Source organism: Lentzea sp. CA-135723 (assembly GCF_050936595.1).
GTDB lineage: Bacteria > Actinomycetota > Actinomycetes > Mycobacteriales > Pseudonocardiaceae > Lentzea.
The window spans coordinates 1,123,438-1,149,531 of record NZ_JBNJMK010000002.1; the positions used below are offsets into that span (position 1 = coordinate 1,123,438).

Annotated in this window: 23 protein-coding genes; 10 read left to right on the plus strand and 13 right to left on the minus strand. The window is 69.1% G+C overall.

The features are described from left to right. The first annotated feature begins 172 nt into the window (after positions 1-172). Together ACQEU1_RS41170 and ACQEU1_RS41175 are read left to right on the plus strand one after the other, a co-directional pair. The gene (locus ACQEU1_RS41170; RefSeq protein WP_433214934.1) at positions 173-805 is read left to right on the plus strand and encodes an AzlD domain-containing protein; all 633 of its coding nucleotides are present in this window, start codon (positions 173-175) and stop codon (positions 803-805) included. Continuing rightward, positions 802-2,412: a serine/threonine-protein kinase gene (locus tag ACQEU1_RS41175; RefSeq protein ID WP_433214937.1), complete on the plus strand. Its 1,611-nt coding sequence runs from the start codon at positions 802-804 to the stop codon at positions 2,410-2,412. The genes ACQEU1_RS41170 and ACQEU1_RS41175 overlap by 4 nt, the downstream gene beginning before the upstream one ends. Here ACQEU1_RS41175 and ACQEU1_RS41180 read toward each other — a convergent pair. Beyond that, positions 2,399-3,019 (minus strand): TetR/AcrR family transcriptional regulator, encoded by a 621-nt coding sequence (locus ACQEU1_RS41180; protein ID WP_433214940.1) that lies wholly within the window; start codon positions 3,017-3,019, stop codon positions 2,399-2,401. The genes ACQEU1_RS41175 and ACQEU1_RS41180 overlap by 14 nt on opposite strands. Positions 3,020-3,058: 39 nt before the next feature. Here ACQEU1_RS41180 and ACQEU1_RS41185 point away from each other — a divergent pair, with 39 nt between their 5' ends. Further along, entirely contained in the window at positions 3,059-4,192 is a 1,134-nt protein-coding gene (locus ACQEU1_RS41185) for a hypothetical protein (protein WP_433214943.1), read from the plus strand. On the opposite strand, the gene ACQEU1_RS41190 is transcribed toward ACQEU1_RS41185, so the two are convergent. From ACQEU1_RS41190 to ACQEU1_RS41200, 3 genes are all read right to left on the minus strand, one after another. Next, positions 4,182-5,438 (minus strand): sensor histidine kinase, encoded by a 1,257-nt coding sequence (locus ACQEU1_RS41190; RefSeq protein ID WP_433214946.1) that lies wholly within the window; start codon positions 5,436-5,438, stop codon positions 4,182-4,184. The genes ACQEU1_RS41185 and ACQEU1_RS41190 overlap by 11 nt on opposite strands. A gap of 140 nt (positions 5,439-5,578) precedes the next feature. Then, a complete protein-coding gene (locus ACQEU1_RS41195) occupies positions 5,579-6,208 on the minus strand; it encodes a DUF4360 domain-containing protein (RefSeq protein WP_433214949.1) in 630 nt (209 codons plus the stop codon). A gap of 80 nt (positions 6,209-6,288) precedes the next feature. Beyond that, on the minus strand, positions 6,289-6,825 hold the full coding sequence (locus ACQEU1_RS41200; RefSeq protein WP_433214952.1) for a DUF4360 domain-containing protein: 537 nt from the start codon (positions 6,823-6,825) through the stop codon (positions 6,289-6,291). 284 nt (positions 6,826-7,109) lie between these two features. Here ACQEU1_RS41200 and ACQEU1_RS41205 point away from each other — a divergent pair, with 284 nt between their 5' ends. Beyond that, entirely contained in the window at positions 7,110-7,499 is a 390-nt protein-coding gene (locus ACQEU1_RS41205) for a response regulator (RefSeq protein ID WP_433214955.1), read from the plus strand. Positions 7,500-7,824: 325 nt separating this feature from the next. Continuing rightward, positions 7,825-8,061 carry a hypothetical protein gene (locus tag ACQEU1_RS41210; RefSeq protein WP_433214958.1) on the plus strand — a complete coding sequence of 79 codons (237 nt, stop codon included), beginning with the start codon at positions 7,825-7,827 and terminating at the stop codon, positions 8,059-8,061. A gap of 76 nt (positions 8,062-8,137) precedes the next feature. Here the strand turns inward: ACQEU1_RS41210 and ACQEU1_RS41215 are convergent, their stop codons facing one another. Next, positions 8,138-11,026: a substrate-binding domain-containing protein gene (locus ACQEU1_RS41215; protein WP_433214961.1), complete on the minus strand. Its 2,889-nt coding sequence runs from the start codon at positions 11,024-11,026 to the stop codon at positions 8,138-8,140. A 117-nt stretch (positions 11,027-11,143) separates the two neighbouring features. Here ACQEU1_RS41215 and ACQEU1_RS41220 point away from each other — a divergent pair, with 117 nt between their 5' ends. Both ACQEU1_RS41220 and ACQEU1_RS41225 read left to right on the plus strand, forming a co-directional pair. Further along, positions 11,144-12,361 (plus strand): hypothetical protein, encoded by a 1,218-nt coding sequence (locus ACQEU1_RS41220; protein WP_433214964.1) that lies wholly within the window; start codon positions 11,144-11,146, stop codon positions 12,359-12,361. Positions 12,362-12,398: 37 nt separating this feature from the next. Next, positions 12,399-13,265: a M48 family metalloprotease gene (locus tag ACQEU1_RS41225; protein ID WP_433214967.1), complete on the plus strand. Its 867-nt coding sequence runs from the start codon at positions 12,399-12,401 to the stop codon at positions 13,263-13,265. 37 nt (positions 13,266-13,302) lie between these two features. Here ACQEU1_RS41225 and pgl read toward each other — a convergent pair whose 3' ends face one another. The 6 genes from pgl to tkt are packed head-to-tail and all read right to left on the minus strand — an operon-like array spanning position 13,303 to position 21,432. Continuing rightward, entirely contained in the window at positions 13,303-14,076 is a 774-nt protein-coding gene (gene pgl, locus ACQEU1_RS41230; RefSeq protein WP_433214970.1) for a 6-phosphogluconolactonase, read from the minus strand. Then, positions 14,073-15,086 (minus strand): glucose-6-phosphate dehydrogenase assembly protein OpcA, encoded by a 1,014-nt coding sequence (gene opcA, locus ACQEU1_RS41235; RefSeq protein ID WP_433214973.1) that lies wholly within the window; start codon positions 15,084-15,086, stop codon positions 14,073-14,075. Before opcA ends, pgl begins: the two co-directional genes overlap by 4 nt. Continuing rightward, a complete protein-coding gene (zwf, locus tag ACQEU1_RS41240) occupies positions 15,083-16,570 on the minus strand; it encodes a glucose-6-phosphate dehydrogenase (protein WP_433217043.1) in 1,488 nt (495 codons plus the stop codon). Before zwf ends, opcA begins: the two co-directional genes overlap by 4 nt. A 50-nt stretch (positions 16,571-16,620) precedes the next feature. Next, positions 16,621-18,207, minus strand: coding sequence for a glucose-6-phosphate isomerase (locus ACQEU1_RS41245; RefSeq protein WP_433214976.1), 1,587 nt, complete (start codon positions 18,205-18,207; stop codon positions 16,621-16,623). Positions 18,208-18,232: 25 nt separating this feature from the next. After that, complete coding sequence (gene tal / locus ACQEU1_RS41250; protein WP_433214979.1) at positions 18,233-19,345, minus strand: transaldolase; 1,113 nt, start codon at positions 19,343-19,345, stop codon at positions 18,233-18,235. Then, positions 19,342-21,432, minus strand: coding sequence for a transketolase (gene tkt / locus ACQEU1_RS41255; protein WP_433214982.1), 2,091 nt, complete (start codon positions 21,430-21,432; stop codon positions 19,342-19,344). Before tkt ends, tal begins: the two co-directional genes overlap by 4 nt. A gap of 253 nt (positions 21,433-21,685) precedes the next feature. Between tkt and ACQEU1_RS41260 the strand changes: the two genes are divergently transcribed. The 3 genes from ACQEU1_RS41260 to ACQEU1_RS41270 are packed head-to-tail and all read left to right on the plus strand — an operon-like array spanning position 21,686 to position 24,928. Next, on the plus strand, positions 21,686-22,609 hold the full coding sequence (locus ACQEU1_RS41260) for a heme o synthase (protein WP_433214985.1): 924 nt from the start codon (positions 21,686-21,688) through the stop codon (positions 22,607-22,609). 22 nt (positions 22,610-22,631) lie between these two features. Then, positions 22,632-24,647, plus strand: a complete 2,016-nt coding sequence (locus tag ACQEU1_RS41265) for a hypothetical protein (protein ID WP_433214988.1) — start codon at positions 22,632-22,634, stop codon at positions 24,645-24,647. A gap of 41 nt (positions 24,648-24,688) precedes the next feature. Then, complete coding sequence (locus ACQEU1_RS41270) at positions 24,689-24,928, plus strand: three-helix bundle dimerization domain-containing protein (RefSeq protein ID WP_433214991.1); 240 nt, start codon at positions 24,689-24,691, stop codon at positions 24,926-24,928. Here ACQEU1_RS41270 and ACQEU1_RS41275 read toward each other — a convergent pair. Together ACQEU1_RS41275 and ACQEU1_RS41280 are read right to left on the minus strand one after the other, a co-directional pair. Then, positions 24,912-25,154: a hypothetical protein gene (locus ACQEU1_RS41275; protein WP_433214994.1), complete on the minus strand. Its 243-nt coding sequence runs from the start codon at positions 25,152-25,154 to the stop codon at positions 24,912-24,914. The two genes, ACQEU1_RS41270 and ACQEU1_RS41275, sit on opposite strands and share 17 nt — an antisense overlap. A gap of 83 nt (positions 25,155-25,237) precedes the next feature. Beyond that, positions 25,238-25,888 carry an HD family phosphohydrolase gene (locus ACQEU1_RS41280; RefSeq protein ID WP_433214997.1) on the minus strand — a complete coding sequence of 217 codons (651 nt, stop codon included), beginning with the start codon at positions 25,886-25,888 and terminating at the stop codon, positions 25,238-25,240. Positions 25,889-26,094 lie beyond the last annotated feature (206 nt).

Genomic DNA, 26,094 nt, shown 5'->3' on the forward strand with positions numbered 1-26,094 from the left:
TCCCTCTCCCCGGATCAGAACCTAAGGTGCGCTAGTGAGACGTCGCATGGCCGGTGCAGGTTTACTGCTGTTGTGCGGAATTATGCTGCTCCCGCAGACGGCCTCCGCACAGGACGGGTCTGTGATCCTCGAGGCCGATGTGGACGGTAGGCCGGTTGGAGTAGGGACGCTGGTGCTGGACCCGGCGCGGACCGCCAAGGTGTCCATCACGGTCCGCAACAACACGAACACCGTGCAGCGCGTCAAGACGGTGCGGATCAGCGGGTCGGCGTTGGCGTTGACCTTCTTCTCTTACGACACAACGGTTCCGTTCGACGTGCCGGCCAGGTCGTCGGAGACGCGGTCGTTCCCGCTGGAGCCCACGGACCTCGGGGAGCAGGCGCTCGGGTTGTTGCCCGTCGAGGTCGAGGTCATCGACACGAGCCGGGAGAGCATCGCGTCGGTGGAGACGACCGGGGACGTGCAGGGGTCGTTGTGGTCGGTGTACGGGGCTTTCGGGCTCGGGGTGCTGGTGCTGACCGCGCTGTCGTGGGCCGGGGCGCTCATCGCGCTCGGGCGGCGCCGGCTGCCCGCCAACCGGTGGCAGCGGGCCATGCGGTTCCTGCCGGCCGGGATCGGGACCGGGCTGGTCGCGGTGATCTCGCTGTCGGTGTTGCGGCTGGTGGCGCCTTCGCTCACGGCCGAGATCCCGTTCGTCCTGGGGGCGGCCGCGGCGGCGTTCGTGCTCGGGTACCTGACGCCGCACCCCGGTGAGCCCGGGCCGAAGTCCTATGTGGATCCCGACACGGTGAGGATTCAGCGGTGACTCTGTCCAGTGTGGTCGCTGCCCTGCCGCAGTACGCCGTCGGCGAGCAGATCGGCGAGGGCGGCATGGGCGTCGTCTACGGGGGAGTGCACCGGCAGCTCGGGCGGCCCGTGGCCATCAAGCGGTTGCCGCACGCGGTGGCGGAGGACCCGCGGATGAGCGAGCGGTTCGAGCACGAGGCGCGGTTGCTGGCCCGGCTCGACCACCCGCACATCGTGCCCGTGTACGACTACGTGCGGCAGCAGGGTGAGCACCTGCTGGTGATGGAACGGCTCCACGGCGGCACGGTGTGGTCGCGGTTCGCGAACGACGGGCTGACGGCCCAGCAGTCGTGCGGGATCGTGCTGGCGGCGTTGTCCGGGCTGCACGCGGCGCACGAGGCCGGGGTGCTGCACCTCGACGTGAAGCCCAAGAACCTGCTCTTCACCTCCAACGGCCTCGTCAAGGTGGCGGACTTCGGCATCTCGCAGGTCGTGTCGGAGGGCGCGACGCTCGTGACGCACGGCGGCGCGGTGCTCGGCACTCCCGCCTACATCGCGCCGGAGCAGGCGATGGGCAACCCGCTGTCGCCCGCGGCGGACGTGTACGCGACCGGCACGATGCTCTACGAGCTGCTGTGCGGCGACCTGCCGTTCGAACGCGGCGGCGGGCCCATCGCGATGATCCAGAAGCGCGTGTTCCAGGAACCCCGGCCGTTGCCGAAGGTGCCGGAACCCCTCGCGGGCGTGGTGATGCGCAGCATCGCGCGCGAACCGGAGGCGCGGTACCGCAACGCCGAGACGTTCGCGATCGACCTGGCGGCCGCGGCGGGCCACCTGTTCGGTCCGGACTGGCTCGTGCGGCTCAACATGCCCGTGCACCTCGCACCGCAGGTGTCGTCGTCGTCCACTCGTCCGTCGCTGCGGCCGGTGCCCGAACGTGACACGGTCACGCTCACCGGGCAGCGGATCCGTGCCACGCTCGTGGACCCGGTTCCGGCCGCACGGCTGAGCGGCAGCAGCACGCTCGTGCCCGCCGCACAGGTGCTCAAGCCGCCCTCGACGCCGTGGGCGTTGTGGCTGGTGGCGGCCTTCGCGTTGATCGCGATGGCGATCGTGCCGTTCGTGGCGACGGCCAACACGATCACCACGTCCGTCGAGCTGGACCTCGCGAATCCCGTGCAGGTCGAGGGCACCCATCTCGTGGTCACGGCGGCGGGGATCCCGCTCGCGGACGTGCCGAACCGCTCGGAGGAAGGGTTCGTGCTGCCGGGCGCGGCGCGGTGGATCATCGGTGGCGCGGTGCGGGCCCAGGTCGACGAGCAGCCGCCGTTCCTGCTGGTGTCGAGCCAGACGCCGTGGCTGAGCCTGATGGGCACGGGCTCGGTGTTGCTGCTGCTCTTCGCGTTCGCCTACCTGGAGTCGAACCTGCGGGCGTTGCGGCGCCGGCAGACCGGCATGGCGGCGATCATCGCGTCCGTGCCGCTCGGGCTCGTGATGGGCATCGCGGTGTGGTTGCTGGCGTGTGTGTGGCTCGAGCACGAGCCGACGATGGCGATCGCGCTCACCTGCGGTGTGCTCGGCGCGGCGGCGGCGTTGAGCGCCTCGCTCGCCTCTAAGCGCGTCTGACGGCCAGTTCGAACAGGTCCGCGAGCTCGCGGGCGTACGCGGCGACGTCGGTGTCCGGCCGGGTCATCAGCTCGGCCGGCGCCGCCTCCATCGCGGCCAGCACCGACACCGCCATCACGCGCGGCGCGAACTCCCGCAGCTCACCGGCCCGCTGGCCCTCGCGGAACATGTCCTCCAGCTCGGTCAGCGTGCGCGCGTTCTGCTCGTCCGCCCACGTCCGTGCGGCCTCGGCGTCCCGCGCGGCGGCCGCGATCTGGCCGATCGCGATCAGCTCGGCCGGGTGCTCGCCGCAGTAGAGGACGAAGCCTTCGACCAACGACCGCAGCGCGCTCACGTAGCCGTCGGCGTTCTCTGTGTGTGCGGTCAGCGCACGGTCCATCGAGTCGTGCACGGTCAGCATGACCTGCTTCATCAACGCCTCGCGCTTGGCGAAGTGGTACGTGATGAGCCCCGGGCTGATGTCCGCACGCTGCGCGATCTGCACGAACGACGACTTCGCGTACCCGATCTCGGCGATCGTCGCGATGGTCGCGGCCACGATCTGACCGCGCCGAACGTCCTCGATGAAGCTGCGCTTCTGGCCGCCCGGCCGTTTTTCTGGTTGCATGAATAGCATCCTAGTTGAGTAACTAGTTTCGGGGGAACCATGATCAGTCGGCAGGTGTTCCTGAAAGCGGCGTTAGGTGCCGCGGCCCTGTTCGGAGTGGGTGGGACGGCCTCGGCGAACCCTCAACGAGACGGCACCTACCGTCTCGGCGGGGTTCCGCAGAAGCGCGGCGGGGTCTGCTACGACACGGGCGTGCTGCACGCGGTGGGGGACCCGCTGAGCCGCGTCCGGTGGAGCCGGCAGCAGCTGGAACGGGAGATCGGCCTGGTCGCCGGCCTGCGCTGCCCGTCGCTCACGGCGTTCGGCACCGACCTGGGCCGCCTCGCCGAGACGACGGACGTGGCGCTGCGCCGAGGCATGAAGGTGTTCGTGCAGCCACGCCTCTACGACCACTCGCAGGAGGAGATCCTCCAGCACATGGCAGAGGCGGCGCGCACGGCCGAACGGAAGCGGCACGGCGACAACGTCACGTTCGTGACCGGCTGCGAGCACTTCCTCTTCACGCCGGGCATCATCCCCGGCGACTCGTTCCTGGACCGCATCGCGCACATCCCGTCGATCCCGGACAGCGAGTGGCCGCAGATCATCAGGCGGTTCCGCGAGTTCATGGCGAAGGCCGTCGAGGTGACGCGCCGCGAGTTCCACGGCCGGGTCAGCTACGGCGCGGCGGCGGGCGCGGACGCCGAGTGGAACGACTGGTCGTTGTTCGACCTCGTCGGCCTCGACTACTACAACCACTTCGCCACGGACGCCGAGTACACCACCGACCTGGACAGATACCGGCGCTGGGGCAAGCCGCTGATGATCCTCGAGTACGGCTGCTGCACCTTCACCGGCGCCGCGGAGGCCGGCGGCATGGGCTGGGACATCGTCGACTGGTTCGCCGACCCGCCCGTCATCAAGCCAGGCTTCGAGCGCAACGAACAAGAGCAGGCCGACCACATCGCACGCATGCTGCGCGTGTTCGCCGCACAGCCGGACGTCGAGGGATCGCACCTGTACTCGGTCATCTCACCGGACTCGCCGCACCACCCGACGTGCCGCGATCGCGACTACGACATGGCTTCGTACAGCCTGTTCCGCACGGTCCGTGAGCGCTTCGACGACGACAACTCGCCGTACCGCCTGGAACCCAAGAAGTCGCTGCACGCCTTCCAGCGCTTCAATCGGTGACGACGCGTTCCCTCGGGAACGTCGCGGACACCAGGAAGCCGCCGTCCTCGGTCGGCCCCGCCGAGAACTCGCCACCGAGCAACGTGGCGCGCTCGCGCAGGCCGACCAGGCCGTGGCCTCCGCTGGGCAACGTCGACGACGGGCTGGACGCGGCGGTGTTGCGCACCTCGACCAGCACGTTGTCGTCGTACTGGGCGTCGATGAACACCGTCGCGCTCGCGCCCACGGCGTGCTTGCGGATGTTGGTCAGGGCCTCCTGCACCGTCCGGTAGACAGCGCCGGAAACGGGGGCGGGCAGGTCCTCGACCGGGCCCTTGAGCTGCACGGACACCTCGAAACCGGCGTCGGCGGCCAGGTCGGACAGCTCGTCCACACCCGGCTGGTTGCCGTCCGTGGTGCGTAGGACGGACACGAGCTGACGGAGCTCATCGAGCGTGCGCGTGGACAACGTGCGGATGGTGCCGGCGACCTGCTTGTGCTCGGCGTCCACAACGGCCATGCGCAACGCACCGGCCTGCATCGCGATCAGGCTCACCTGGTGCGACACGACGTCGTGCATCTCGCGCGCGAGCTTTGCCCGTTCGTCCGCACGAATCGCGTGCGCGTGGAGCACCTGTTCTCTCTCGCGGGACTCGGCGAGTTCGGAGATGCGGTCGGACAGCTCCTGCCGTGCGTGCACCAGCAGGCCGATCGCGATCGGCAGGCCCGCCACCAGGAAGCCGTAGATGGCCGAGTGGAAGTGGCCGGACGCGGGCCGGTCGAGCAGCTCCTGGAACGGCCAGGCGACGAACCGGCACAGCCACACCAGCGCGGCCGCGAGACCCGTCTGCCAGCCGCCGATGTAGCGGCGCGCGACCGTGTACAGGGCGATCATCGCGGCGAGCTGCGACCAGCCGACGAAGAAGCCGGGGATGGTCAGCACGAGCGTGAGGAACGGGAACCTGCGGCGCAGCACCAGCGCGCCCACCGCGATCCAGTTCAGCCACAGCTGGTAGTCCTCGATCGGCGGGAGGTCGGTGATCGGGTCGGCCTCGAGCCACAGCGCGTACAGCCAGACGTCGAGAACGGCGAAGAAGATCAACGCCAGGTCCGCGAGCACCTGCCGGTAGTCACCACGGAACGGCCAGCGCGAGCCGGCCGCCCTCTCCTCCGGCCGTCTGGCCGGGAGCAGCGTCGTGGTCAGGATCCGACCTCCCCTGTGAGCCTTCCGATCCTCACCGTACTGCGCGTATGCGGCGGATGGCATTGGCTGCCCCTTTACCCCGACCTGCCCCGTCATGGGGGTAAGACGCCGCCACACGCGAATCTGTACGGCTATCGGCTCACATATGTGCTACCGCACACGCTCGTGTGAGCGCGTGCGGTAGTCACCGCACTACAGAGGGCCTACGGGCACGTCTTCCAGCTGAACTGGTAGGTCGTGTCGATCGCACCGTCCGTGGAGTCCATCGAGACGAAACTCGTCGTCGTGGCCGTGTTGGACGTACCGGGGTACACGCGGAGCTCGGTGTTGATGTTGAAGTTCCGCTTCTCGCCGCACGGGGAGTAGACGATCGCGGCGACCTCGGTCTCGTCGGTGGCCTGCCAGTCGTCGCTGTGCGGGCCGTTGTAGCGGTGCTGCGCGGAGTCGTTCTGCGACATGCCCTGGAAGTAGTAGTTGGCCTTCTGGATGGCGTACGCACCACGTTCCAGGTGCGCGAACCCTCTGTAGTCGGCCTGGGCGATGCCGTAGGTGAAGCCCTGCGGCACGTTGACCCGCAGGTTGAGCTGGCAGTTCTTGCGGAAGTCGGTCGGCCGCGCGCCGACGCCGACCTGGGCCAGGTAGTCGCTGTAGGTGACGGTGAAGGCCTTGTTGTCCTCGGACACCGCGACGGCCGCCGTGCCCGCCGGGCAGCCGGAACCGTTGACCGTGACGATGTCGATCGTGATGTGGTCGGGCGGCGGCGTCTCGTTGGGAGCGCCGGGCGGGATGATGATGGCCGAGGCCAGCAGGGCAGCGGCAACCGCGTTGAGCATGAGGCACCTTTCCAAACGCGTCTCGCAGGGAGGGTGGCGGCGGTTGGACTTCGGTGGCGGCGGCCTTTATTGGTGAAGAATCAGCAGCGCTTCCAGCTGAAGTGATGCAGCGTGCGCACTTCTCCGCGCTGGTAGTCCATCGTCATGAAACTGTTTGTATTGGCGTCCGACGTACCCTTGTCGACGCGCAGAGAGCTGTTGACGTTGAGATTCTTCCGCTCACCGCAGGGCGACCAGACGATCTCCGAGAACTCGGTCCGGTGGGTGATCGACCAGTTGTCGTCGAACGGCCCGTTGAACGCGTGCTTCCACGTCGTGGTGGCCGATTGGCCCTGGAAGTAGTAATTCACCGACTGGTACCCGGTGGCGCCGGGTTTGAGGTACCCGTACCCCGCGTAGGTCGCTTCCGCGATGCCGTACGAGAAGCCCTGCGGAACGTTGATCTGCAGGGTGAGCTGGCAGTTCTTCCGCGATTCCGTCGCATCCGCGCCCTTGCCGGCCTGGGCGAGGTAGTCGCTGTAGATCACCCAGAACGAGGTGTTGTCCGGTGCCACGATGACTTCTGCGGTGCCCTGCTTGCACCCGGAACCGTTCACCGTCACCACGTCGATCGTCACGCGCTCCGAAGGAATCGTGGCGGCGTGCGCGGGTGCTGACGACAATGTGAACAGCACGGCCAGAGCGGCTGCTGCCGTCGCTTTACGCATGAAGTTGGCCTTTCCTGGTGCCTCTTTCTCAGCGTGGAGCGGCAGCGGTGCCGCGAAGGTTAGCGCAGACCCTCAACCAATGGTGTGACCCAAATGGCCCAGATCACACTGATGGAGCAGTTCGTGAAGAATTACCAGAAATAGACGCCGACCTGGTGCTGAGGGAACCGATAAGTTCCGGCATACTTGCCCGCATGTCGCTGGCTGGGCTGGTGCTCGTGGTCGAGGACGAGGACCCCGTGCGGAGGTACACCGTGAGCCTGCTCGAGGAGCTGGGCTTCGCCGTGCTGCAGGCGAGCGACGGCACGGAGGCGATCGCGATCCTGCGCGAGCGGTCCGCCGAGGTGTGCGCGATGCTGCTCGACCACAGCATGCCCGGCCTGTCCGGCGAGGAGGTGCTCGCCGAGCTCGAGCGCGAGGGCCTGACCGTGCCGGTGGTGCTGACGAGCGGGTACGACCGCACGTCGCTCGAGCGCCGGTTCGCCGGGCACGAGATCGCGGGCTACCTGCAGAAGCCGTTCCGGATCGAGACGCTGGACGAGACCGTGCGCGTCGCGGTGGCGAAGCGCGCGCAAGCCTCCTGAGCGCGGGGCGCTCGGTTCCGATCCTGAACGCGAATGCGCGCCGACGGGCGCAGATCGACCGGCTCACGGATGCACCCGGCTGCGCACCGCACCGCGATGAAGCCAAACGGACCTCGACCAGCCAGGCCGAGAGTTCCTGGCCAGAGCGATGTCAGCTCCCACCCTCAGGCTCGGTCGATGAGTCTGCGTGCCCTGAGATCTATGTAACGTCCAGCAGTTCGACGTCGACTACCACGCATGACCCTCGCCGGAGCCGCCGAAAGTTTCTCGAGCAACACCAGGTAGCTCGGCGTGCCCAAAACCGGCAGAGATCCTCGTCTGCGGCGTGGTGCTCGCTCTGGTGGCAGGTCTGATCACCTTCTCGGTCCGCTACTCCTACGGACTGGCCAAGCTGCTTCTGCGCCGCCGGGAACGCACGTCGGACGTCACGAACCAGGTGACAGGCGAGGTGCACGGTGACGTGAACCAGATCGGCGCCGTGCACGGAGACCTCATCTTCAACCCGGTCTGCCCGCGATGTCGCGATGGTGCCAGGCGGCCAGATTGCCGTCCAGGACGGTAGGGAAGCGCACACCGACGAGCATCTCTGCACGTCCCTCGCCTGCCGGTGTCACCTGACGAACCCGCAGGACAGGACCTCAGTCCGCGAGCACCTGCCGGACGCGTTCCAGCAGGTCGGACTCCACGTACGGCTTGGTGATCAGCACCTCGTCGTCGAGCACCTCGTCCGTCGTGTAGCCCGACATGTAGATCACCGCGGGCGCGACGCCGGTCGAGCGCAGCAGCCTGACCAGCTCGGGGCCGCCCATCTTCGGCATGACCACATCGGTGAGCACCAGGTCGATCGTGCTGCGGTGCGCGGTGGCGAACTGCAGCGCCTCCTGGCCGTCGCCCGCCTCGATCACCACGTAGCCCGCGGTCTCCAGCGAACGCCGGGTCATGACCCGCACCTGCGCGTCGTCCTCCACGAGCAGCACGGTGCCGGCGCCCTGGTGTGCGGTGGGACGGCGTGCGCACGGTGCTTCGGGGGCGTCTGCGCGTTGCAGTGGCACGGGTAGGTAGACCTCCACGGTCGTGCCCTCGCCCGGTGCGCTGATGAGCTCGATCTGGCCGCCGGACTGCTGCACGATGCCGAACACCGTCGACAGGCCGAGGCCGGTGCCCTTGCCGACCGGTTTGGTCGTGAAGTACGGCTCGAACACCTGCGCCTGGACGTCCGGGGCCATGCCGGCGCCGGTGTCCTGGACGCTCAGCACGACGTACTCGCCCGGCCGGACGCCGACGATCCGGCCGGAGTCGGCGCTGCCGAGCCTGCGGTCCGCGATCGAGATCGTCAGGATGCCGCCGTCGGGCATGGCGTCGCGGGAGTTGACCGCGAGGTTGAAGAGGATCTGCTCCACCTGGCCCGCGTCCGCCCAGACGTGCCCGATGCCGTCCGGCAGGTGCATGTCGAGCTCGATGTGGTCGCCGACGAGCGTGCGCAGCATCGAGTGGACCTTGGTGAGGTTCTCCTTGAGGTCCAGCGACTCCGGGTGCAGGACCTGCTGGCGGGTGAACGCGAGCAGCTGGCGGGTGAGGTTCGCGGCGCGTTCGCCCGCGTGCCTGATGTCCTCGATCGCCGTGCGCCGCGGATCGTCCTGAAGGGTGCGTCGCAGCAGCATCTCGCTGTTGCCGTTCACGACCGTGAGGATGTTGTTGAAGTCGTGTGCGATGCCACCGGTCAACCGTCCGATGGCCTCCATCTTCTGTGCGTGCCGCAGCTGCGCTTCGGTCTCGCCGACGCGTTCTTCGAGCCGTGCGCGCGCGTCCTGCAGCTCTTGCATCAGACGGATCGTGCGCAACGCACTGCTGAGTTGTTGTTGCACGGCCTCGTAGATCCAGCCGGGCTCCGGGCCCTCCTCGAAGATCACGTACCCGAGGTGGTCCTCGTCGGTGTAGAGCGGGGCCACCAGGGCGCTGAACGGCTCGTCGCGGCGGAACGGGTACGGCGTGAGGTTGATCGTCGGGAACGGGGTGGCCGGCGGCCTCTTGAGCTCGCCGTTCTCGTACCGCACGAGCACACGGGCCGTGCCTGGCGTGTCGTACGCCATGACGTGGCAGCCGGGGATGGCGAGCCGGGGGAGTTCCTCGACGAGTGCGGTCGTCAGCTCGTTGACGTCCCGTGACGCGATGAGCCGTTGCCCGGTCTCACGCACCGTCTGGTCGTGACGCTCGTGCGACAGGTACTTGAAGCGTGCGTCCGTTGCGAACGCATCGCCCAGAAGCAACTGCACGCGCAACCACAGGTCGTTGATGATGGTGGCGTCATTGATGCGTGCCGTCACGAACCTGTGGAGGTCGAACAACGGCGGCCACCACTGCGCCGGTTCGCACCCGGCGCGCGCGCTCCAGCGGATGTACTCCGCCAGCAGCTTGAGGAACTCCGCGCCTTCGACCTCGCCCCTGCCCGCGGCCATCAGCTCGACGACCAGCTGCTCGGCCCAGCCGTCCGGCAGCTTCTCACCGGGTGGGCCGAGGGAGTCGCGCAGGTGGTCGGCCACGGTGGACGCGGTGGCCGACTCGTTGATGCTCAGCCTGTCGTGCGCGGGAGCGTGGTCACCGAGCCCGGCGGGCAGACAGCCGCACGACCGGCGCACGATCAGCTCGGTCGGCATGGTCTGGCGCTGCCGCGTCGGTTCGCCCCGCACCAGCGCCACCGCGAGCTCGGCGGCCCGGATGCCCATCTCGTGGAACGGCGCTCTGACAGTGGTGAAAGCGGGCGTCGCGGCGTCGATGTTGACCTCGCGCTGCACCCGTGACGCGGGGCTGCCCGTGCTGTAGCCGAGGTCGTGCGTGCGCACGTTCGTGTGGTTGTCGTAGCCGACGACGGCGATGTCCTCCGGCGTGCGGAAGCCGAGCTTCTCCAGCACCGACACGACACCGATCGCGTAGTCGTCGTTCGCGGCGGCGATGGCGTCCGGCGGTTCGGGCGTGGTCGCGAGCATCCGGCGCACGGCCTCGGCGGCGCGGGTCGGTTCCCAGATGAACGATCCCGGCATCGTCACGAGCGACGGGTCGAACCGAATCCCGTGGTTGCGCAACGAATCCGCGTAACCGAGGAACCTCTCTCGTGCGCCCGCATGCGTTTGCGGCCCTCGGACGAACGCGATGCGCCGTTTGCCGTGCACCTCGATGAGGTGGTCGACGGCCTGACGCATGCCATCGCGGTTGTCCATCAAAATGGTTGGCCACTGGGCAAGGCTGGTTTCCACGCTCACGATGGGCATGGGCGCGTACTGCTTGACGTACTCCTCCATGCCGTCGGACCCGATGAGCTGCCCCACGCGCGTAGTCCACACCACGAGCGCATCGATGCGGTTCGGCGAAACGAGGTCGTAGACCGTGTTCGCCCGACGCTTGAGCGGGTCCGGATGCTCCAACTCGCTGCCCACAAAACACACGAGGTCACACCCGAGCCGTTGAGCGCCGCCACTGACACCACGCCACTGCTCGCCCGCGAGCTCGATCAGCGGGCCAGCGGTGATCATCCCGATGGTGGGACGTCGCTTCGCACTGCCGTTTGCCACAAAACCCCCGCTACTCAACGCGATTGGGGATGATACGCGTTGTCGGGGGGAATGCCTGCCGCGTTACCGGGGAGATTGGTGAACCTTGAACTGGAGGGCCTGGCGTCGAATCCCGCGCTGCCCTCGTTCCTGCTGGACCGCCTGGTCCACCACGCCTCCCTCGCACCCGACCTGGCCGCCCGCCCCGATCTGACCCGGTCCCACGTGCGCACCCTGCTGGGCCACGGCTCGTCGTCCGTCGTGCACGTGCTGCTGTCCCGCGGCGCGGTCGCCCCCGCCGACGTGCCGCTGACCGACGAAGCGGTCGCCCTCGCCGTGACGTCCCACCCGGACGCCGATCCCGCCGTGGCCCGCGTGCTGGCCCACCACCCGGACGAGTCCGTTCGGGCAGACCTCCTGGAGCAGGCCGCTTTCCTGGCGCCGGACGTGATCGCCCTGCTGGCCGCCGACACCTCCACCGAGGTGCGGTCGGCGCTGGCCCGCAGCCCGCACACGCCCGAGGCGGTCCTCACGTCGCTGAGCTCGGAATCCCTGGCCCGCGAACTGGCCTCGAACCCGGCCACCCCACCGGCCGTCGCGGCCGATCTGCTGCGCTGGCACGCGTCCCGCTACTACCTGGCCGCGCGCACCGACCTGCCCGCCGCGGTCTACGTCGAACTCGCCGAGGAACTCGAACCGGGCATCCTGGCGAACCTCGCCGCGAACCCGTCCGTCCCCGCGCCGGTCCTGCGCTCACTGGCCGAAACTCCCGCGCTGCACGGCGCGGTTCTGCGGAACCCCGCGATCCCGCTGGACCTGCTGGTGGAACTGGCTCCGACGGCACGAACGGGCCCGGTGCCCCGCATCGAGTCCGCGTCGGCCGGCGAACTCGCGTCGCTGGCCGAGTCACCCGTCGAGCAGGTGCGGATGATGGTCGCCGCCGTCGTGGCGGGTCGTCCGGACGCCGTGCTGGAGGACCTGGTCGCGCGGCACGGGCCGTGGCTGTACCCATGGGTGGCCGCGAATCCATTGTGTACAACGGAGTTGTTGCACCACATGGCTTCGCACGGCGGTTCGCCGGCAACCTATCGTGCGGTGGCCCAGCATCCGGCCGCCGCGGGCGAGACGTTGTTGTTGTGCATGGAAGATGCGCAAGCCCGGCACTTCGCGGCGGCGCACCCCAACCTGCCCGTCGGCACGATCGTGGAGTTGCTGGCGAGCGAGTTCACGGCGCGAGCGGCGGCGGCGAACCCGTCGTTGCCGGTGCACGTGATGGAACGCCTGGCAGACGGGCGACTCGGCTGGACACAAACGTGATCCCGCTGCCAGGCTCGTCCGCGCGAGGTGATGGCCCGTGCGCGCTCCCCGACGACGCTTCGACATCTCCGCCCTGACCGAGTTGCTGCTCGGCGTTCCCACCGTGCTGAGCAGCCTGCTGATCATCGCGCTCGTCGGCAGGGCCGTGACGCCCCAGGCACTCTGGCTGCTGCCGGCCGTGTGGCTCGCCTCCGGCGCCCTGGTGCTCGTGCCCGCCGTGGACAAGTTGCTGGCGGTGCTGGCCCATCGGCTGCGGAAGCCGACCAGGACCGAGAACGTGGTGCTGGAACCGATCCTCGAGGAGGTGTGCGGGGCGGCGGGGGTGGATCCGCGCAGGTACTGGTTGCGGGTGCAGAACTCCAAGGAGATCAACGCGATGGCGGTCGGCGGGCACGTCGTGGGGGTGTCGACGGCGGCCATGGGGTTGCCGCCCGACCAGCTGGAGGCCGTGCTGGCGCACGAACTGGGGCATCACCTGGCCGGGCACACCAAGATCTCGTTGCTGCGCTGGTGGTACGAGCTGCCGGCGCGGGTCACGGTCGGTGCGGTGCTCACGGTCGGTGTGGGGATTTACGTGGCAGGCCACAAGATCGGCACTCCCACAGCGCGCGTCGTCAGCGTCGTGCTGGTGCTGGCACTAGGTGTCGCTGCCGTCGTCGTGAGTCCGTGGGTGTTGTTGGTGCCCGTTATCGCGCCGTTGATGGCATTGCAGTCGCGGAGGGCCGAGTTGCACGCGGATCGGGTCGCGGCCGAACTGGGGTACGGGCCGTTGCTGCTGGAGGTGTTGCAACGGTGGGTGCGGCAGGGGCACGACCTGCACCGGGCACAAGCCGGGCTGAGGGCGCGGATGCTCGCGTCGCATCCGTCGTGTGCGCAGCGGATCAGTCGCCTGCGCGGCAAATGACGAAGGCCCCGGCCGAAGCCGGGGCCCACGAACACCATCAAGCCAGCGGAGGCCTGAACGAAGCAGGTACCGCCGACGCCGCAGAAGAATCCAGCAGCCACAGCGTGCGGTGACGGCCCACGGCACCCGCCGCGGGCAGCTGCACCTCGCCGGCGCCGTCCAACGCCGTGGCCACGGCCTCGGCCTTGGCCTCGCCGGTGGTCATCAGCCAGACCTCCTGAGCCGCGCGGACCGACGCCAGGGTCAGCGACACGCGGGTCGGGGGCGGCTTCGGGCAGTCGCGGACGGCCACCACCGTGCGTTCCTCCTCGTGCACGGCGGGGGAGTCCGGGAAGACCGACGCCACGTGGCCCTCTTCGCCGACGCCCAGCATGCAGACGTCGAACGCCGGCACGGCGCTCTCCGGCCCGGCCAGCGACGCCAGCAGCGACGCGTAGGCCTCGGCCGCGGCCTCGGGGTCGTCGCCGAACTTGCCGTCGGACGGCTCCATCACGTGCACGCGGGACGGGTCCAGCGGCACGTGGTCCAGCAGGGCGGCGCGGGCCTGCGTCTCGTTGCGGTCGGCGTGACCCGACGGCAGGAAGCGCTCGTCGCCCCAGAACAGGTCCACCCGGGACCAGTCCACCGCGTCCCGCGCGGCGCTGCGGTTCAGGTGGTCCAGGACGGCGGTGCCGGTGCGGCCGCCGGTGAGCACGACCGACGCGAAGCCGTGGGCGGCCTGGGCGTCGGCGATGCGGGTCACCAGGCGGGCCGCCGCGGCGGCGGCCAGGAGGTCGCCGTCGCGGTGGACCACTACTTCGGGGTTGGTCACGAACTGGCCTTCGCCTTCGACTTCTTGGGAGCGGGCGCGCCGTTCGACTCGGCGGGAGCCGCCGGAGCCTCGTCCTTGGCGGACGGCGTGCGACCCTTCGTGACCTTCGCGAGCGACTTCAGCGCCGCCGCGTAGACCTCGTCCGGGTCGAGCCTGCGCAGTTCCTCGGCGAGGCAGTCGCGCACCGAACGCCGCTGCAACGCCACGCGCCGCTCCGGCTGGCCGGGCTGCGAGAGCGTGCCCACCTTGCCGTCCGGGCGCAGCAGGCCGACGTCGCCGGAGGGACGGACGAGCCGCACCTCCACGATGCCCTCGCCCGACGTCGCCTTGAACCGCTTGGCCGGCACCTTCAGGCGGTCGGTCAGCCACGCCGCGAGCAGGTCGGTGGACGGCGAGTCGCCCTCACCGGTCACCTCCGCCTCCGCGACCTTCTCGTACGGCGGGAGGTCCAAAGAGGACGCGAGCATGGCGCGCCACAGCGTCAGCCGCGTCCACGCCAGGTCCGTGTCGCCCGGCGCGTAGTGGGCGCGCCGGGTCTCCAGGGCCTTGATCGGGTTCTTCTCGGCCGCGGCGTCGGTGATGCGACGCTGCGCCAGAGCACCGATCGGGTCCTTCGACGGCGAGACGGGAGCGTCGAACGGCCACCACGCCACGACCGGGGTGTCCGGCAGCAGCAACGGCATGACGCACGAGGCGCCTTCCTTGGCCAGCTCTCCGTACAGACGAAGAACAACGACCTCGGAGGCACCCGCGTCACCGCCGACGCGGATCTGCGCGTCCAGGCGGGGAGCCGCCTGACGGGCACCGCGGGCCACGACGATCACGCGACAGGGGTGCTCGCGCGAAGCGTCGTTCGCCGCGTCGATCGCGGCGTCGGTGCGCTGGCCGTCCTCGGTCACGATCACGAGGGTCAGCACGCGACCGAGGGTCGTCGCACCGCCTTCGTCGCGCAGCCGGACCAGACGCGAGTTGATCTGGGAGGTGGTGGTCGAGGGCAGGTCGATGATCACGGACGCCTCCAGTGCCTTCCGGTGCGAGCGGTCATCGCGTCCGCCGACGGCGGGCCCCACGTACCGGCCTTGTACTTCTCCAGGGCGGGCTCGTCCTTGCGCGCCCAGAACTCCAGGACCGGGTCGAGGATCTCCCAGGACAGCTCGACCTCGTCGTTCTTCGGGAACAGCGACGGCTCACCGAGCAGCACGTCGAGCAGCAGCCGCTCGTAGGCCTCCGGCGACGACTCGGTGAACGAGTGGCCGTAGCCGAAGTCCATCGTGACGTCGCGGACCTCCATGGTGTTGCCCGGCACCTTCGACCCGAACCGGATCGTCACGCCCTCGTCCGGCTGCACGCGCACGACGAGCGCGTTCTGGCCGAGCTCCTCGGTCGCCGTGTCGTCGAACGGCAGGTGCGGCGCCCGCTTGAACACGACGGCCACCTCGGTGACGCGACGGCCCAGGCGCTTGCCGGTGCGCAGGTAGAACGGCACCCCGGCCCAGCGACGCGTGTTGACCTCGCACGTGATCGCGCCGAACGTCTCGGTCTTCGACTCGGGCGAGAAACCGCCCTCCTCCAGCAGACCGGGCACCTTCTGGCCGCCCTGCCAGCCACCGGTGTACTGACCGCGCGAGGTGGTCTCCTCGAACGGCTCCGCGGGACGCGTCGCCGAGAGGATCTTCACCTTCTCCGCGCGGAGGTCGGCCGGCTTGAACGAGACCGGCTCCTCCATCGCGATCAGCGCGAGCAGCTGCAGCAGGTGGTTCTGGATGACGTCCCGCGTGGCGCCGATGCCGTCGTAGTACCCCGCGCGACCGCCGAGACCGATGTCCTCGGCCATGGTGATCTGCACGTGGTCGACGTAGTTCGAGTTCCAGATGGGTTCGTACAGCTGGTTCGCGAACCGCAGCGCCAGGATGTTCTGCACGGTCTCCTTGCCGAGGTAGTGGTCGATGCGGAACACCGACTCCTCGGGGAAGACCTCGTTGACCGTCTTGTTCAGCTCCTTGGCCGACTTCAGGTCGTGGCCGAACGGCTTCTCGATGACGACGCGGCGCCACTGGTCGGGAGCCGTCTGGGCGAGGCCAGCGCGCTTGAGCTGGTTGACCACCGTCGGGAACGCGCCCGGCGGGATCGACAGGTAGAACGCGTGGTTGCCGCCCGTGCCGCGCTCGGCGTCCAGGGCGGCCAGGCACGAGGCCAGGTTGTCGAACGACTGGTCGTCGTCGAACGTGCCCTGCACGAACCGGATGCCTTCGGCGAGCTGCTGCCACACGGCCTCGTTGAACGGCGTGCGCGCGTGCTCCTTGACGGCGTCGTGGACGACCTTCATGAAGTCCTGGTCGGCCCAGTCGCGGCGGGCGAACCCGACGAGACCGAAGCCCGGCGGCAGCAGACCCCGGTTCGCGAGGTCGTAGATCGCCGGCATGAGCTTCTTGCGCGAGAGGTCACCGGTGACACCGAAGATGACCAGCGCGCTCGGGCCCGCGATGCGCGGCATGCGCTTGTCGCGCGGGTCCCGCAGCGGGTTGTGCCACTTGGCGGATGTGGTCACGAGCCGTCCTCCTGGACTGCCTCGACGAGCTGGGCCAGTCCGGCGATGCGGTCTTCGAGGTGAAGACGCAGCACCGGGCGACCGTGTTCGGCCAGGACCTGACCGTCGCCGAGCGCCTGCGCGAGCTGCAGCTGCGCCAGCGTGTAGGGACGGCCGGGCACCTCCAGGTCGTCGCCGGACTCGCCGGTGATCTGGATGAACACGCCGTTCTGGTGACCGCCCTTGTGGTACTGGCCGGTCGAGTGCAGGAAGCGCGGACCCCAGCCGAACGTGGTCTGCAGGTGCGTCCTCTTCGCGATCTCCGCACGGAGCAGCTCGAACGACGCGTCGTCGATCCTGTCCAAGTACGCCTGAACCGAGATGTAGCCGTGGTCGGGCGCCACTTCAACGATGGCCGCAAGCGCTTCCGCGACCGTGTGGACCTTGCGCGGGGCCCAGTCCGTGCCGTGACCCTCGACCGGTCCGTCCACGAAGGACGGGATGGTCGCGGACGCGATCGGCGCGTCGAGCAGCGCGCGGGCCGCCTTCTTCGCGGCCTCGACGTCCGGCTGGTCGAACGGGTTGATCCCGAGCACCCGGCCGGCGAACGCGGTCGCGTACTCCCACAGCAGGAACTGCGCGCCGAGCTTGCCCTCGACCGCTACGTGCGCGGAGCCGGTGGCCGGTCCGATCGCGACGGTCGTGGCATCCGTTCGTGCGTTCACGAAGCCCTCGGCGCCCGGACCCTCGACGACGACCGGCAGCAGGCCGGTGCCGTTCTTGCCGGTCGACTCGGCGATGAGCTGCTCGGCCCAGTCGCCGAAGCCCTTGATGCCCGAACCGGTGTCGGCGAAGACGATCTTCTCGGCACCGTTGGCGTGCGCGGCGCCGAAGATCGCGGCGAGCACGACGGCGGGGTTCTCCCGCGAGTCCTCCGACACGAGCTTCGCGACCTCGGCCGCGTCGTCGAGCAGTTCCTCGACGTTCGCGCCCGCCAGGTACGACGGCACCAGGCCGAACGCGGTCAGCGCCGAGTAGCGGCCACCGACGTGCGGGTCGGCCAGGAACACCTTGCGGTAGCCCGCCTCCTCGGACGCCTGCTGCAACGGCGAACCGGGGTCGGTTACGACCACGATGCGCGACGCGGCGTCGATGCCCGCGTCGGTGAAGGCCTGCTCGAAGATGCGCCGGTGGCTGTCGGTCTCGACCGTGCCACCGGACTTGGACGACACCACGATCACCGTGCGCTCGAGATCACCGGCGAGAGCGTCGGCGACCTGGGCGGGATCGGTGGTGTCCAGCACGACCAGCGGGACCCCTGCGGTCCGCGTGATCACCTCGGGGGCCAGCGACGAGCCGCCCATTCCAGCGAGGACGACGCGGTCGACGCCCTCCGCGTGCAGTTCCTCGCGCAGTGCGACGAGGTCGGGGAGCAGCGCCCGGGACGTCTCGTGCAACGTCGTCCACGACAGGCGGATGCTCGCCTCGGACTCGGCTTCCGGCCCCCACAGGGTCGGGTCCTGCGCGGTCAGCTTGCTCGGCACCGAATCCGCGACCAGGTCAGCAGCGATGATGCTGACCTGGTCGGCGTTCGGTGACCTCACGATTTCGACGGAGGTCACTTCGTGATCAGCCCTTCAGTTGAGCCAGTTGGTTCGTCACCGTCTCGAGCAACTCTTCCCAGGACTTCTCGAACTTCTCGACACCCTCGGTCTCGAGGACCTTGAACACGTCCTCGAGGTCGATTCCCACGGCGGCGAGCCGGTCGAACACCTCCTGGCCCTCGGCGGCACGTCCGGTGACCGTGTCACCGGTGATCTTGCCGCCATCGGCGACCGCGTGCAGCGTCTTCTCCGGCATCGTGTTGACGACGTCGGCGACGACGAGCTGGTCGACGTAGAGCGTGGGGGAGTAGCTCGGGTCCTTCACGCCGGTCGAAGCCCACAGTGGACGCTGCGCGTTCGCACCGTCCGCCTGGAGAGCCTCCCAGCGCTCACCCTGGAAAATCTTCTCGAACGCGCCGTAGGCGATGTACGCGTTGGCCAGAGCTGCCTTGCCCTTGAGCGCGGTCGCCTCGTCCGTGCCGATCGCACCGAGGCGCTTGTCGATCTCGGTGTCCACCCTGGACACGAAGAACGACGCGACCGAGTGGATCGAACGCAGGTCGTGGCCGTTCGCCTTGGCCTGCTCGAGGCCGGAGACGTAGGCCTCCATGACCTTCTCGTAGCGCTCGACGGAGAAGATCAGCGTCACGTTGACGGAGATGCCCTCGGCGATCGTCTTCGTGATCGCCGGCAGGCCCGCCTCGGTGGCCGGGATCTTCACCAGCAGGTTCGGCCGGTCCACGGTCTTCCACAGGTCCTGCGCCTCGGCCACGGTCTTGTCCGTGTCGAACGCCAGGCGCGGGTCGACCTCGATGGAGACGCGGCCGTCCACCCCGTTGGTCGAGTTGTAGACCTCGCGGAACTTGTCGCACGCGTTGCGCACGTCGGTCGTGGTGACCTCGCGGATGGTGGCCTCGGTGTCGGCACCGCGGCCGGAGAGCTCACGCATCTGCTCGTCGTACGACTCGCCCTTCGACAGGGCGCCCGCGAAGATCGTCGGGTTGGTCGTGACACCGACGACGTTCCAGTCGCGGATCAGCTCGTCCAGGTTGCCGCTGGTGAGCCGTTCGCGGGACAGGTCGTCGAGCCAGATGGAGACGCCGGCGCCGGACAGGGCGTCGAGGTTGGGCTTGCTCACTTGGAACCCCTCACGTTGTCAAGGGAACGGCGGGCTGCGGCGACGACGTTCTCCGTCGTGAAGCCGAACTCCTTGAACAGGACCTGGTAGTCGGCCGAGGCACCGAAGTGCTCGATCGACACGATCTCGCCGGCGTCGCCGACGTGGCGGTACCACGGCTGCGCGATGCCGGCCTCGACCGCGACGCGCGCCTTCACCGAGGACGGGATGACCGACTCGCGGTACTCCGCGTCCTGCTTCTCGAACCAGTCGAGCGACGGCATGGAGACCACACGCACTGCAACGCCCTCGCCCTGCAGAACCTTTCCGGCCTCGGCCGCCATCTGCAGCTCGGAGCCCGTGCCGATGATCACAACCTCGGGGTCGTCGTCACCGAAGAGCACGTAACCGCCGCGCTGGACGCCCTCGTACGAGGTGCCTTCGAGGATCGGCAGGTTCTGGCGGCTCAGCGCCAGGCCCACCGGACCGGTCTGCTCGATGACGGCCTTCCACGCGAACGCCGTCTCGTTGGCGTCGCCGGGGCGCACGACCGAGAAGTCCGGGATCGCGCGCAGGGCGGCGAGGTGCTCGATCGGCTGGTGCGTCGGGCCGTCCTCACCCAGGCCGATGGAGTCGTGCGTCCACACGTACGTGACGGCGGCCTGCATGATCGCGGCCAGGCGCACGGCGGGGCGCATGTAGTCGGAGAACACGAGGAACGTGCCACCGAACGGACGGGTCGGGCCGTGCAGCGCGATGCCGTTGAGGATCATGCCCATGGCGTTCTCGCGGACACCGAAGTGCAGCACGCGGCCGTACGGGTCGGCGCTCCACATGCCCGTGGAGATCTCCGCGGGACCGAAGGACTTCGCGCCCTTGATCGTCGTCAGGTTCGACTCGGCCAGGTCGGCCGAACCGCCCCACAGCTCCGGCAGGTGCTTCGCCAGCGCGTTGATGACCTCACCGGAGGCCTTGCGGGTCGGGACCTCCTTGCCGCCCACCTCGTAGACGGGGAGGTCGGCGTCCCAGCCGGACGGCAGCTCGCGCGACACGAGACGGTCCAGCAGCGCCTTGTTCTCGGCGTTGGCCGAGGCCCACGCGTCGAACGACTTCTGCCACTCGGCCTTGGCGTGCTCGCCGCGCTTCACGACCTCGCGGGCGTGCGCGAGGACCTCGTCCGCGACCTCGAACGTCTGCTCGGGGTCGAAGCCGAGGACCTCCTTGGTGGCCTTGACCTCGTCGACGCCGAGCGCGGCGCCGTGCGCGGCACCGGTGTTCTGCTTGTTCGGCGCCGGGTAGCCGATGATCGTGCGCAGCAGGATGAACGACGGCTTGTCGGTGACGGCCTTGGCCTTCTCGACGGCCTCGAGGATGCCCTTGACGTTCTCGCCGGACTCCACGACCTGGACGTGCCAGCCGTAGGCCTCGTAGCGCGCCGCGGTGTCCTCGGACAGCGCGATCGTCGTGTCGTCCTCGATGGAGATCTTGTTGTCGTCGTAGAAGACGACCAGGTTGCCCAGCTGCTGCGTGCCCGCGAGCGACGAGGCCTCGGAGGTGACGCCCTCCTCGATGTCACCGTCGGAGGCGATCACGTAGATGTGGTGGTCGAACGGGCTCTGCCCCGGCGCGGCCGACGGGTCGAACAGGCCGCGCTCGCGGCGGGCGGCCATCGCCATGCCGACGGCGGAGGCGAGACCGGAGCCCAGCGGGCCGGTCGTGATCTCGACGCCCCTGGTGTGGCCGTGCTCGGGGTGACCCGGCGTCTTCGAGCCCCACTTGCGCAGCGTCTTCAGGTCGTCGAGCTCCAGGCCGTACCCCGACAGGAACAGCTGGATGTACAGCGTCAGGCTGGAGTGCCCGGCGGAGAGCACGAACCGGTCGCGGCCGATCCAGTCCGCGTCCGCGGGGTCGTGCCGCAGCACGCGCTGGAACAGCGTGTACGCGAGCGGGGCGAGGCTCATCGCCGTACCGGGATGGCCGTTGCCGACGTTCTGCACGGCGTCGGCCGCGAGCACGCGCGCGGTGTCGACGGCGCGCTTGTCGAGCTCGGTCCAGTCGTCCGGGAGATCGGCCTTCGTGAGCCGGGTGATGTCGTCGGTGACGGTCACGGACTTACAGCTCCAAACTTTGTCGCTCGGGCGGGCGCCCCGGTTCTTCGGAATCGATCCCGAAGAGCCTGACCCGCATCTCTCCCACGTCCACCGGCCAGCCTAGTCCTGAGTGATTCAGATGTTGCGCTGAAAGGTCGCAGGTCGGTGTGTGCCCAGGCACACGAGTACCCGAACGGGCTGTGAATATTGAACGCAGTTACCATCAGTCGCTGGAAATCCCACCACTTGCGACACCAGGAGCGTTCACGCGATGAGTGCGGTCCTCGAGGCGCCGACCAGGTCGCCCCGTCAAGTAGTAGGCGCCTACGTCGCCCTCACCAAGCCGCGCGTCATCGAGCTCCTGCTGATCACCACGATCCCGGCGATGCTGCTGGCCCAGCACGGCCTGCCCCCGCTGTGGCTGATCGCCTGCACCCTCACCGGCGGCACGCTCGCCGCGGGGTCGGCAAATGCCCTCAACTGCTTCGTCGACGCCGACATCGACTCGGTGATGAAGCGGACGGCGGCCCGTCCACTCGCGCACAACGCCATTCCGCCGCGCAACGCCCTGATCTTCGGCGTCGTCCTCGGAATCGTCTCGTTCGCGTTCCTGTGGATCTTCGTCAACCTGATGTCGGCCGCGTTCGCGGTGGCGACCATCCTGTTCTACATCTTCGTCTACACGCTCGTGCTCAAGCGCCGCACCTCCCAGAACATCATCTGGGGCGGCATGGCGGGCTGCATGCCGGTGATCATCGGCTGGAGCGCGGTGACGGGCACGGTCGAGTGGCCCGCCCTGGTCATGTTCGGCGTCATCTTCTTCTGGACGCCGCCCCACACCTGGGCCCTCGCGATGAAGTTCAAGGAGGACTACGCCCGCGCAGGCGTGCCGATGCTGCCCGTGGTGGCCACAGCGGCGCAGGTGACGCGGCAGATCGTGATCTACAGCTGGATCACCGTGGTCTGCACCCTCGCCCTCGCCCCCGTCACCTCCTGGATCTACGTGGCGGTGGCGGCCGCCTCCGGCCTGTGGTTCGCGATCTTCGCGCACAAGCTGCACAACGTTGTTCGCCGTGGCGGTTCCACCAACACGATGAAGTTCTTCCACATGTCGAACCTCTACCTGATGCTCGTGTTCTGCGGTCTCGCCGTGGACGCCGTGGTCGGGTTGCCGGTGCTTGGCTGGCCGTTCTAGCTGCACTTCCAGTCGTACGGCTGTGGCGCCCGTTGAGTTCACCGTCACCGGTGGTGAAGGTTCACCACTGGACTTCGTCGCGGCCCTGACCCCCGCGTCCTCGCTCGTCGTGATCACCGATCCGGGCGGGTGGGCGCAGGTCAGCGCCGGGCTCGCGGTCGGTTCCGCCGCGTCCACCGCGGTCGCCACGGCCGTGCGCCCGCTGCGGTGCGCCGTGCTGGACCTCCGGCACTTCCCGTCGGCCTCGGGGTTGCCCTCGCTCGCGGACGTCCCCGGCGATGTGGTGGTCCTGCACGACTCGCGCTCCTGGGACTCGGCCCCCTTGGTCGCCTCGCTGCGCGCGGCGGGCCGTCCGGTCGTGCTGTTCACCGCCGTGCACACGTGGGTGTCCGGTGTGGACACCTCGTCGGTCGTCGTGGGGTGGAGCGCGCCGCACGTGGTGCTGGCCGTGCCGCGCGCGTCCGGGTCGGTGCGGGTCGAGGACGCGTTGTGGCAGTTCCGCGAGCTGGAGCGGCGCGGCCGGATGACGTTCACCGCGTTGCCGGCGCCACCCGTCGTCGCGGACCGTCCCGTGTCGGTCGTGGTCGCGCTCCCAGGGGCGACGCAGGGGATCGCCGGGGCGTTGCGGCCCGGCGCCGAGTACGAGGTGTGGGTGCGGGTCGGGGACGGGCCCGTGCTCGCGGACGACGTGAAGCTGCGGGCCGTGCTGAGCATGTCCGGGCGGCCCGTGGTGTCCGAGGCGTTCATGCTGCCGGCCGAGGGACCCAGCGCGTGGGTGAACTTCGAGGTCACGACGCCGTACGCGGCCGTGCCGTGGACCGGTGAGCTGGTCGTCCACGCCGGGGTGGTGCCGGTGCACGTGCAGCAGGTGGTGCTGCCGGTGGGGGCCGGTGAGCCGCGGACCTCGACCCGGTTGCGGTTGTCGCGGACGTTCGCCGACCTGCCGGTCGGGCGGGCGGTGTCGGTGCTGGAGTTCGGGGAACGGGCGCTGGTTGCCGCGGGGGACGTGCCGTCGTGGGTGAGCACGGCCGGGGTGGAGATGGGGTTGCCCGCGACGTCCGGGCTGGATCCCTGGTACGGCAAGGACTTCCCGGCGTACTGCACGGACCTGGCGCACCTCGCGCGGCAGGGCGCGGAGGTGTACGCGCACCTGTTCGGCGGCTCCGGGGCCGGGAGGCACGCGGCCGCGACGGGCGCACTCGATCCCGCCGCGGCGATCCGGCAAGCGGCTCGCGCGACGGGCCGCCCGGCCGGGGTGATGATCACGGCGGCCACTGCGTTCGGTTCCGTGCGCTGGCCGCTCGTCTACGACCTCCCCTTCACCGACGCTCCGCACCGCCTCTGCCCCTCGGTCGGCCAGTTCGGGCCGTTCGGCGCAGGCGGGCCGATCCCTCCCCACTGCCCGGTCCACGACCACAGCGGCAACGTGTTGTGCCCCTTCGGTTTCTGGGGCCTGTCGAGCGTCCTCGAACACCCAGTGGGGCCGTTGGTGCACCGGATCTCGCCGCGCCCCTGGCCGTTCGAGGTGTCGATGGCGGTCGACGCCGGCATGGACCGCGGGCTGACCGAACGGCACGTCACGGAGCTGATGTCGCAGATCCCGCCCACGTCCGTCACCTCGGCGTACGTGACGCCTCCCGAGCTGGGACGGGTGCTGGCCGGCGAGACCATGGACGCCGTGCACCTGCACTTCCGCGAGGGGTTCCTCGACGCCGACGAGATCGCACGGTGGGACAGCACGGGTGTGTGGCCGCAGCCGCATTGGCCCGTGCGCAAGCCGTTGGTGGTGGGGACGTCACCGATGGCCGGGCTCGCACGGTCGTTCGTGGAGCACGGCGCGTCCGGTGTGGTCTGTCCGGAAGAGGCGGTGCCGCAGGACATGGCCGGGTGGGTCACCGGCATGCTGCTCGCGCGGGTCGGGTCCGGTATGGGCGCGGGGGAGGCGTTGCGGCAGGTGCGGTGGGAGATGCTCAGCCGCGGCAACGTCTTGGGGCTAGCCTACGCGCTGCACGGAAGTGCCGATCTGCGCGCACGCTGAACCGGCGGCCCCGCCTGATCGTTTGCTCGGTCATGGTGAACTTGCAGGTCCAGCTGAACCAGGCGATCGCGGAACTGGTCCGCCGCTTCGGCGACCGGGTGGAAGGCGACCTGATCGTCGATGCCGCCGTCGGCGCGTACCTCGACCTCCGTCGCACTGCGACCGTGGAGCCGTATCTCGGCGTGCTGACCGTGCGGCGCGCATCGCGTGAACTCGTGTTCGCCGCCGTTGGCGTCACGATGCCTGTGCAGCAGAAGGTCGGCCTCACGCCGGCGAAGTGATCTCCAGACACACGGTGTCAGCGCGGCTCACGGCCGTGCGTGCAAGCGCGGACAACTCCACGAGGTGTGCGAACGCCTCGTGAAAGCCCATGCCGACGAGGGGCGCCCACGAGAGCGCGACGTCGTGCATGCGGGCTGGATCAGCCTTGACGAGCTGCGCCACCAACGCGGCGGGCAGCTCGACAACGTTGTCGTCGGGCAGAGGCGCCCAAACCTCGTTGAACACCTCATGCCACACGACGACGGCTTCGCGCGGGTCGTAGTCACCCGCGGGGACCGACTCCGTGCCGTTTCTGATGAAGAACGTGCTCAGGACGCCACCTTGGTCAACAGGTCCTCGACGCACGGGTCGTCGAGGGACTCAACGATGCACTTCCACAACAGGAGGTTCGTCTCGGCCCACTTGGTGTAGGTCGCGGCGGCCTCCGCGTCGTAAAAGTAGTAGCCCTCGTCGGCTTTGCCCACCTGCTCGCCCACGATCTTGTGCGCGAGCTCGCGCAACGTGATGCCGTTCTCCTGCAGGTACTTGTGCGCCAGGACGACCGGTGTCACCGGCAACGCCTTGAACAGCGTGTCCGCGTCGGACAGCGCCTGCGCCTCCAGAGAGATGTCCCGCGACCGCGTGCGCATCTCGGCCTCGAGCACGATCCGTTCGATCCACTCGATGTCGCCGATGGACACCCCGGCGACGAACAACGTCCTGCGCCGCAACGCCGCGCCGTCCGTGGGCAGCGAGTTGCGGCGGACCATGTAGTTCAGGTCGTGCACCAGTGCCGCGACCTCCACGACGTCCCGTGCGGCGCCGTTGCGTTCGGCGAAGTGCACGGACTTGTCGCGGACGAAGCTCACGTGGTGCCACCCGTGGAACTGGAGCTTCGCGGCGAGGTCCTCGCACAGCCGCTTCACGCGCTGCTCCACGTCCCCGATGACAGACCTCGGAATCTCTGTGCGCGTACGCATCATCAGCCCTCCCTGCCAGGTGGGCTGATGGTATGCGCGTAGCAGTGGCCAGGTGGCGTGACTCAGAACGTTGGCGGTGAATTCACGCTCAGCAGGACACCTCGTGGCGCCGCCCCCACGCCCCCGTACGTCCAGTACGAGGACGTGGGGGCGGCGCCACGATGCGCCCGTCTGACCGCGAATTCCCTCGGCAACGTTCTGAGCCA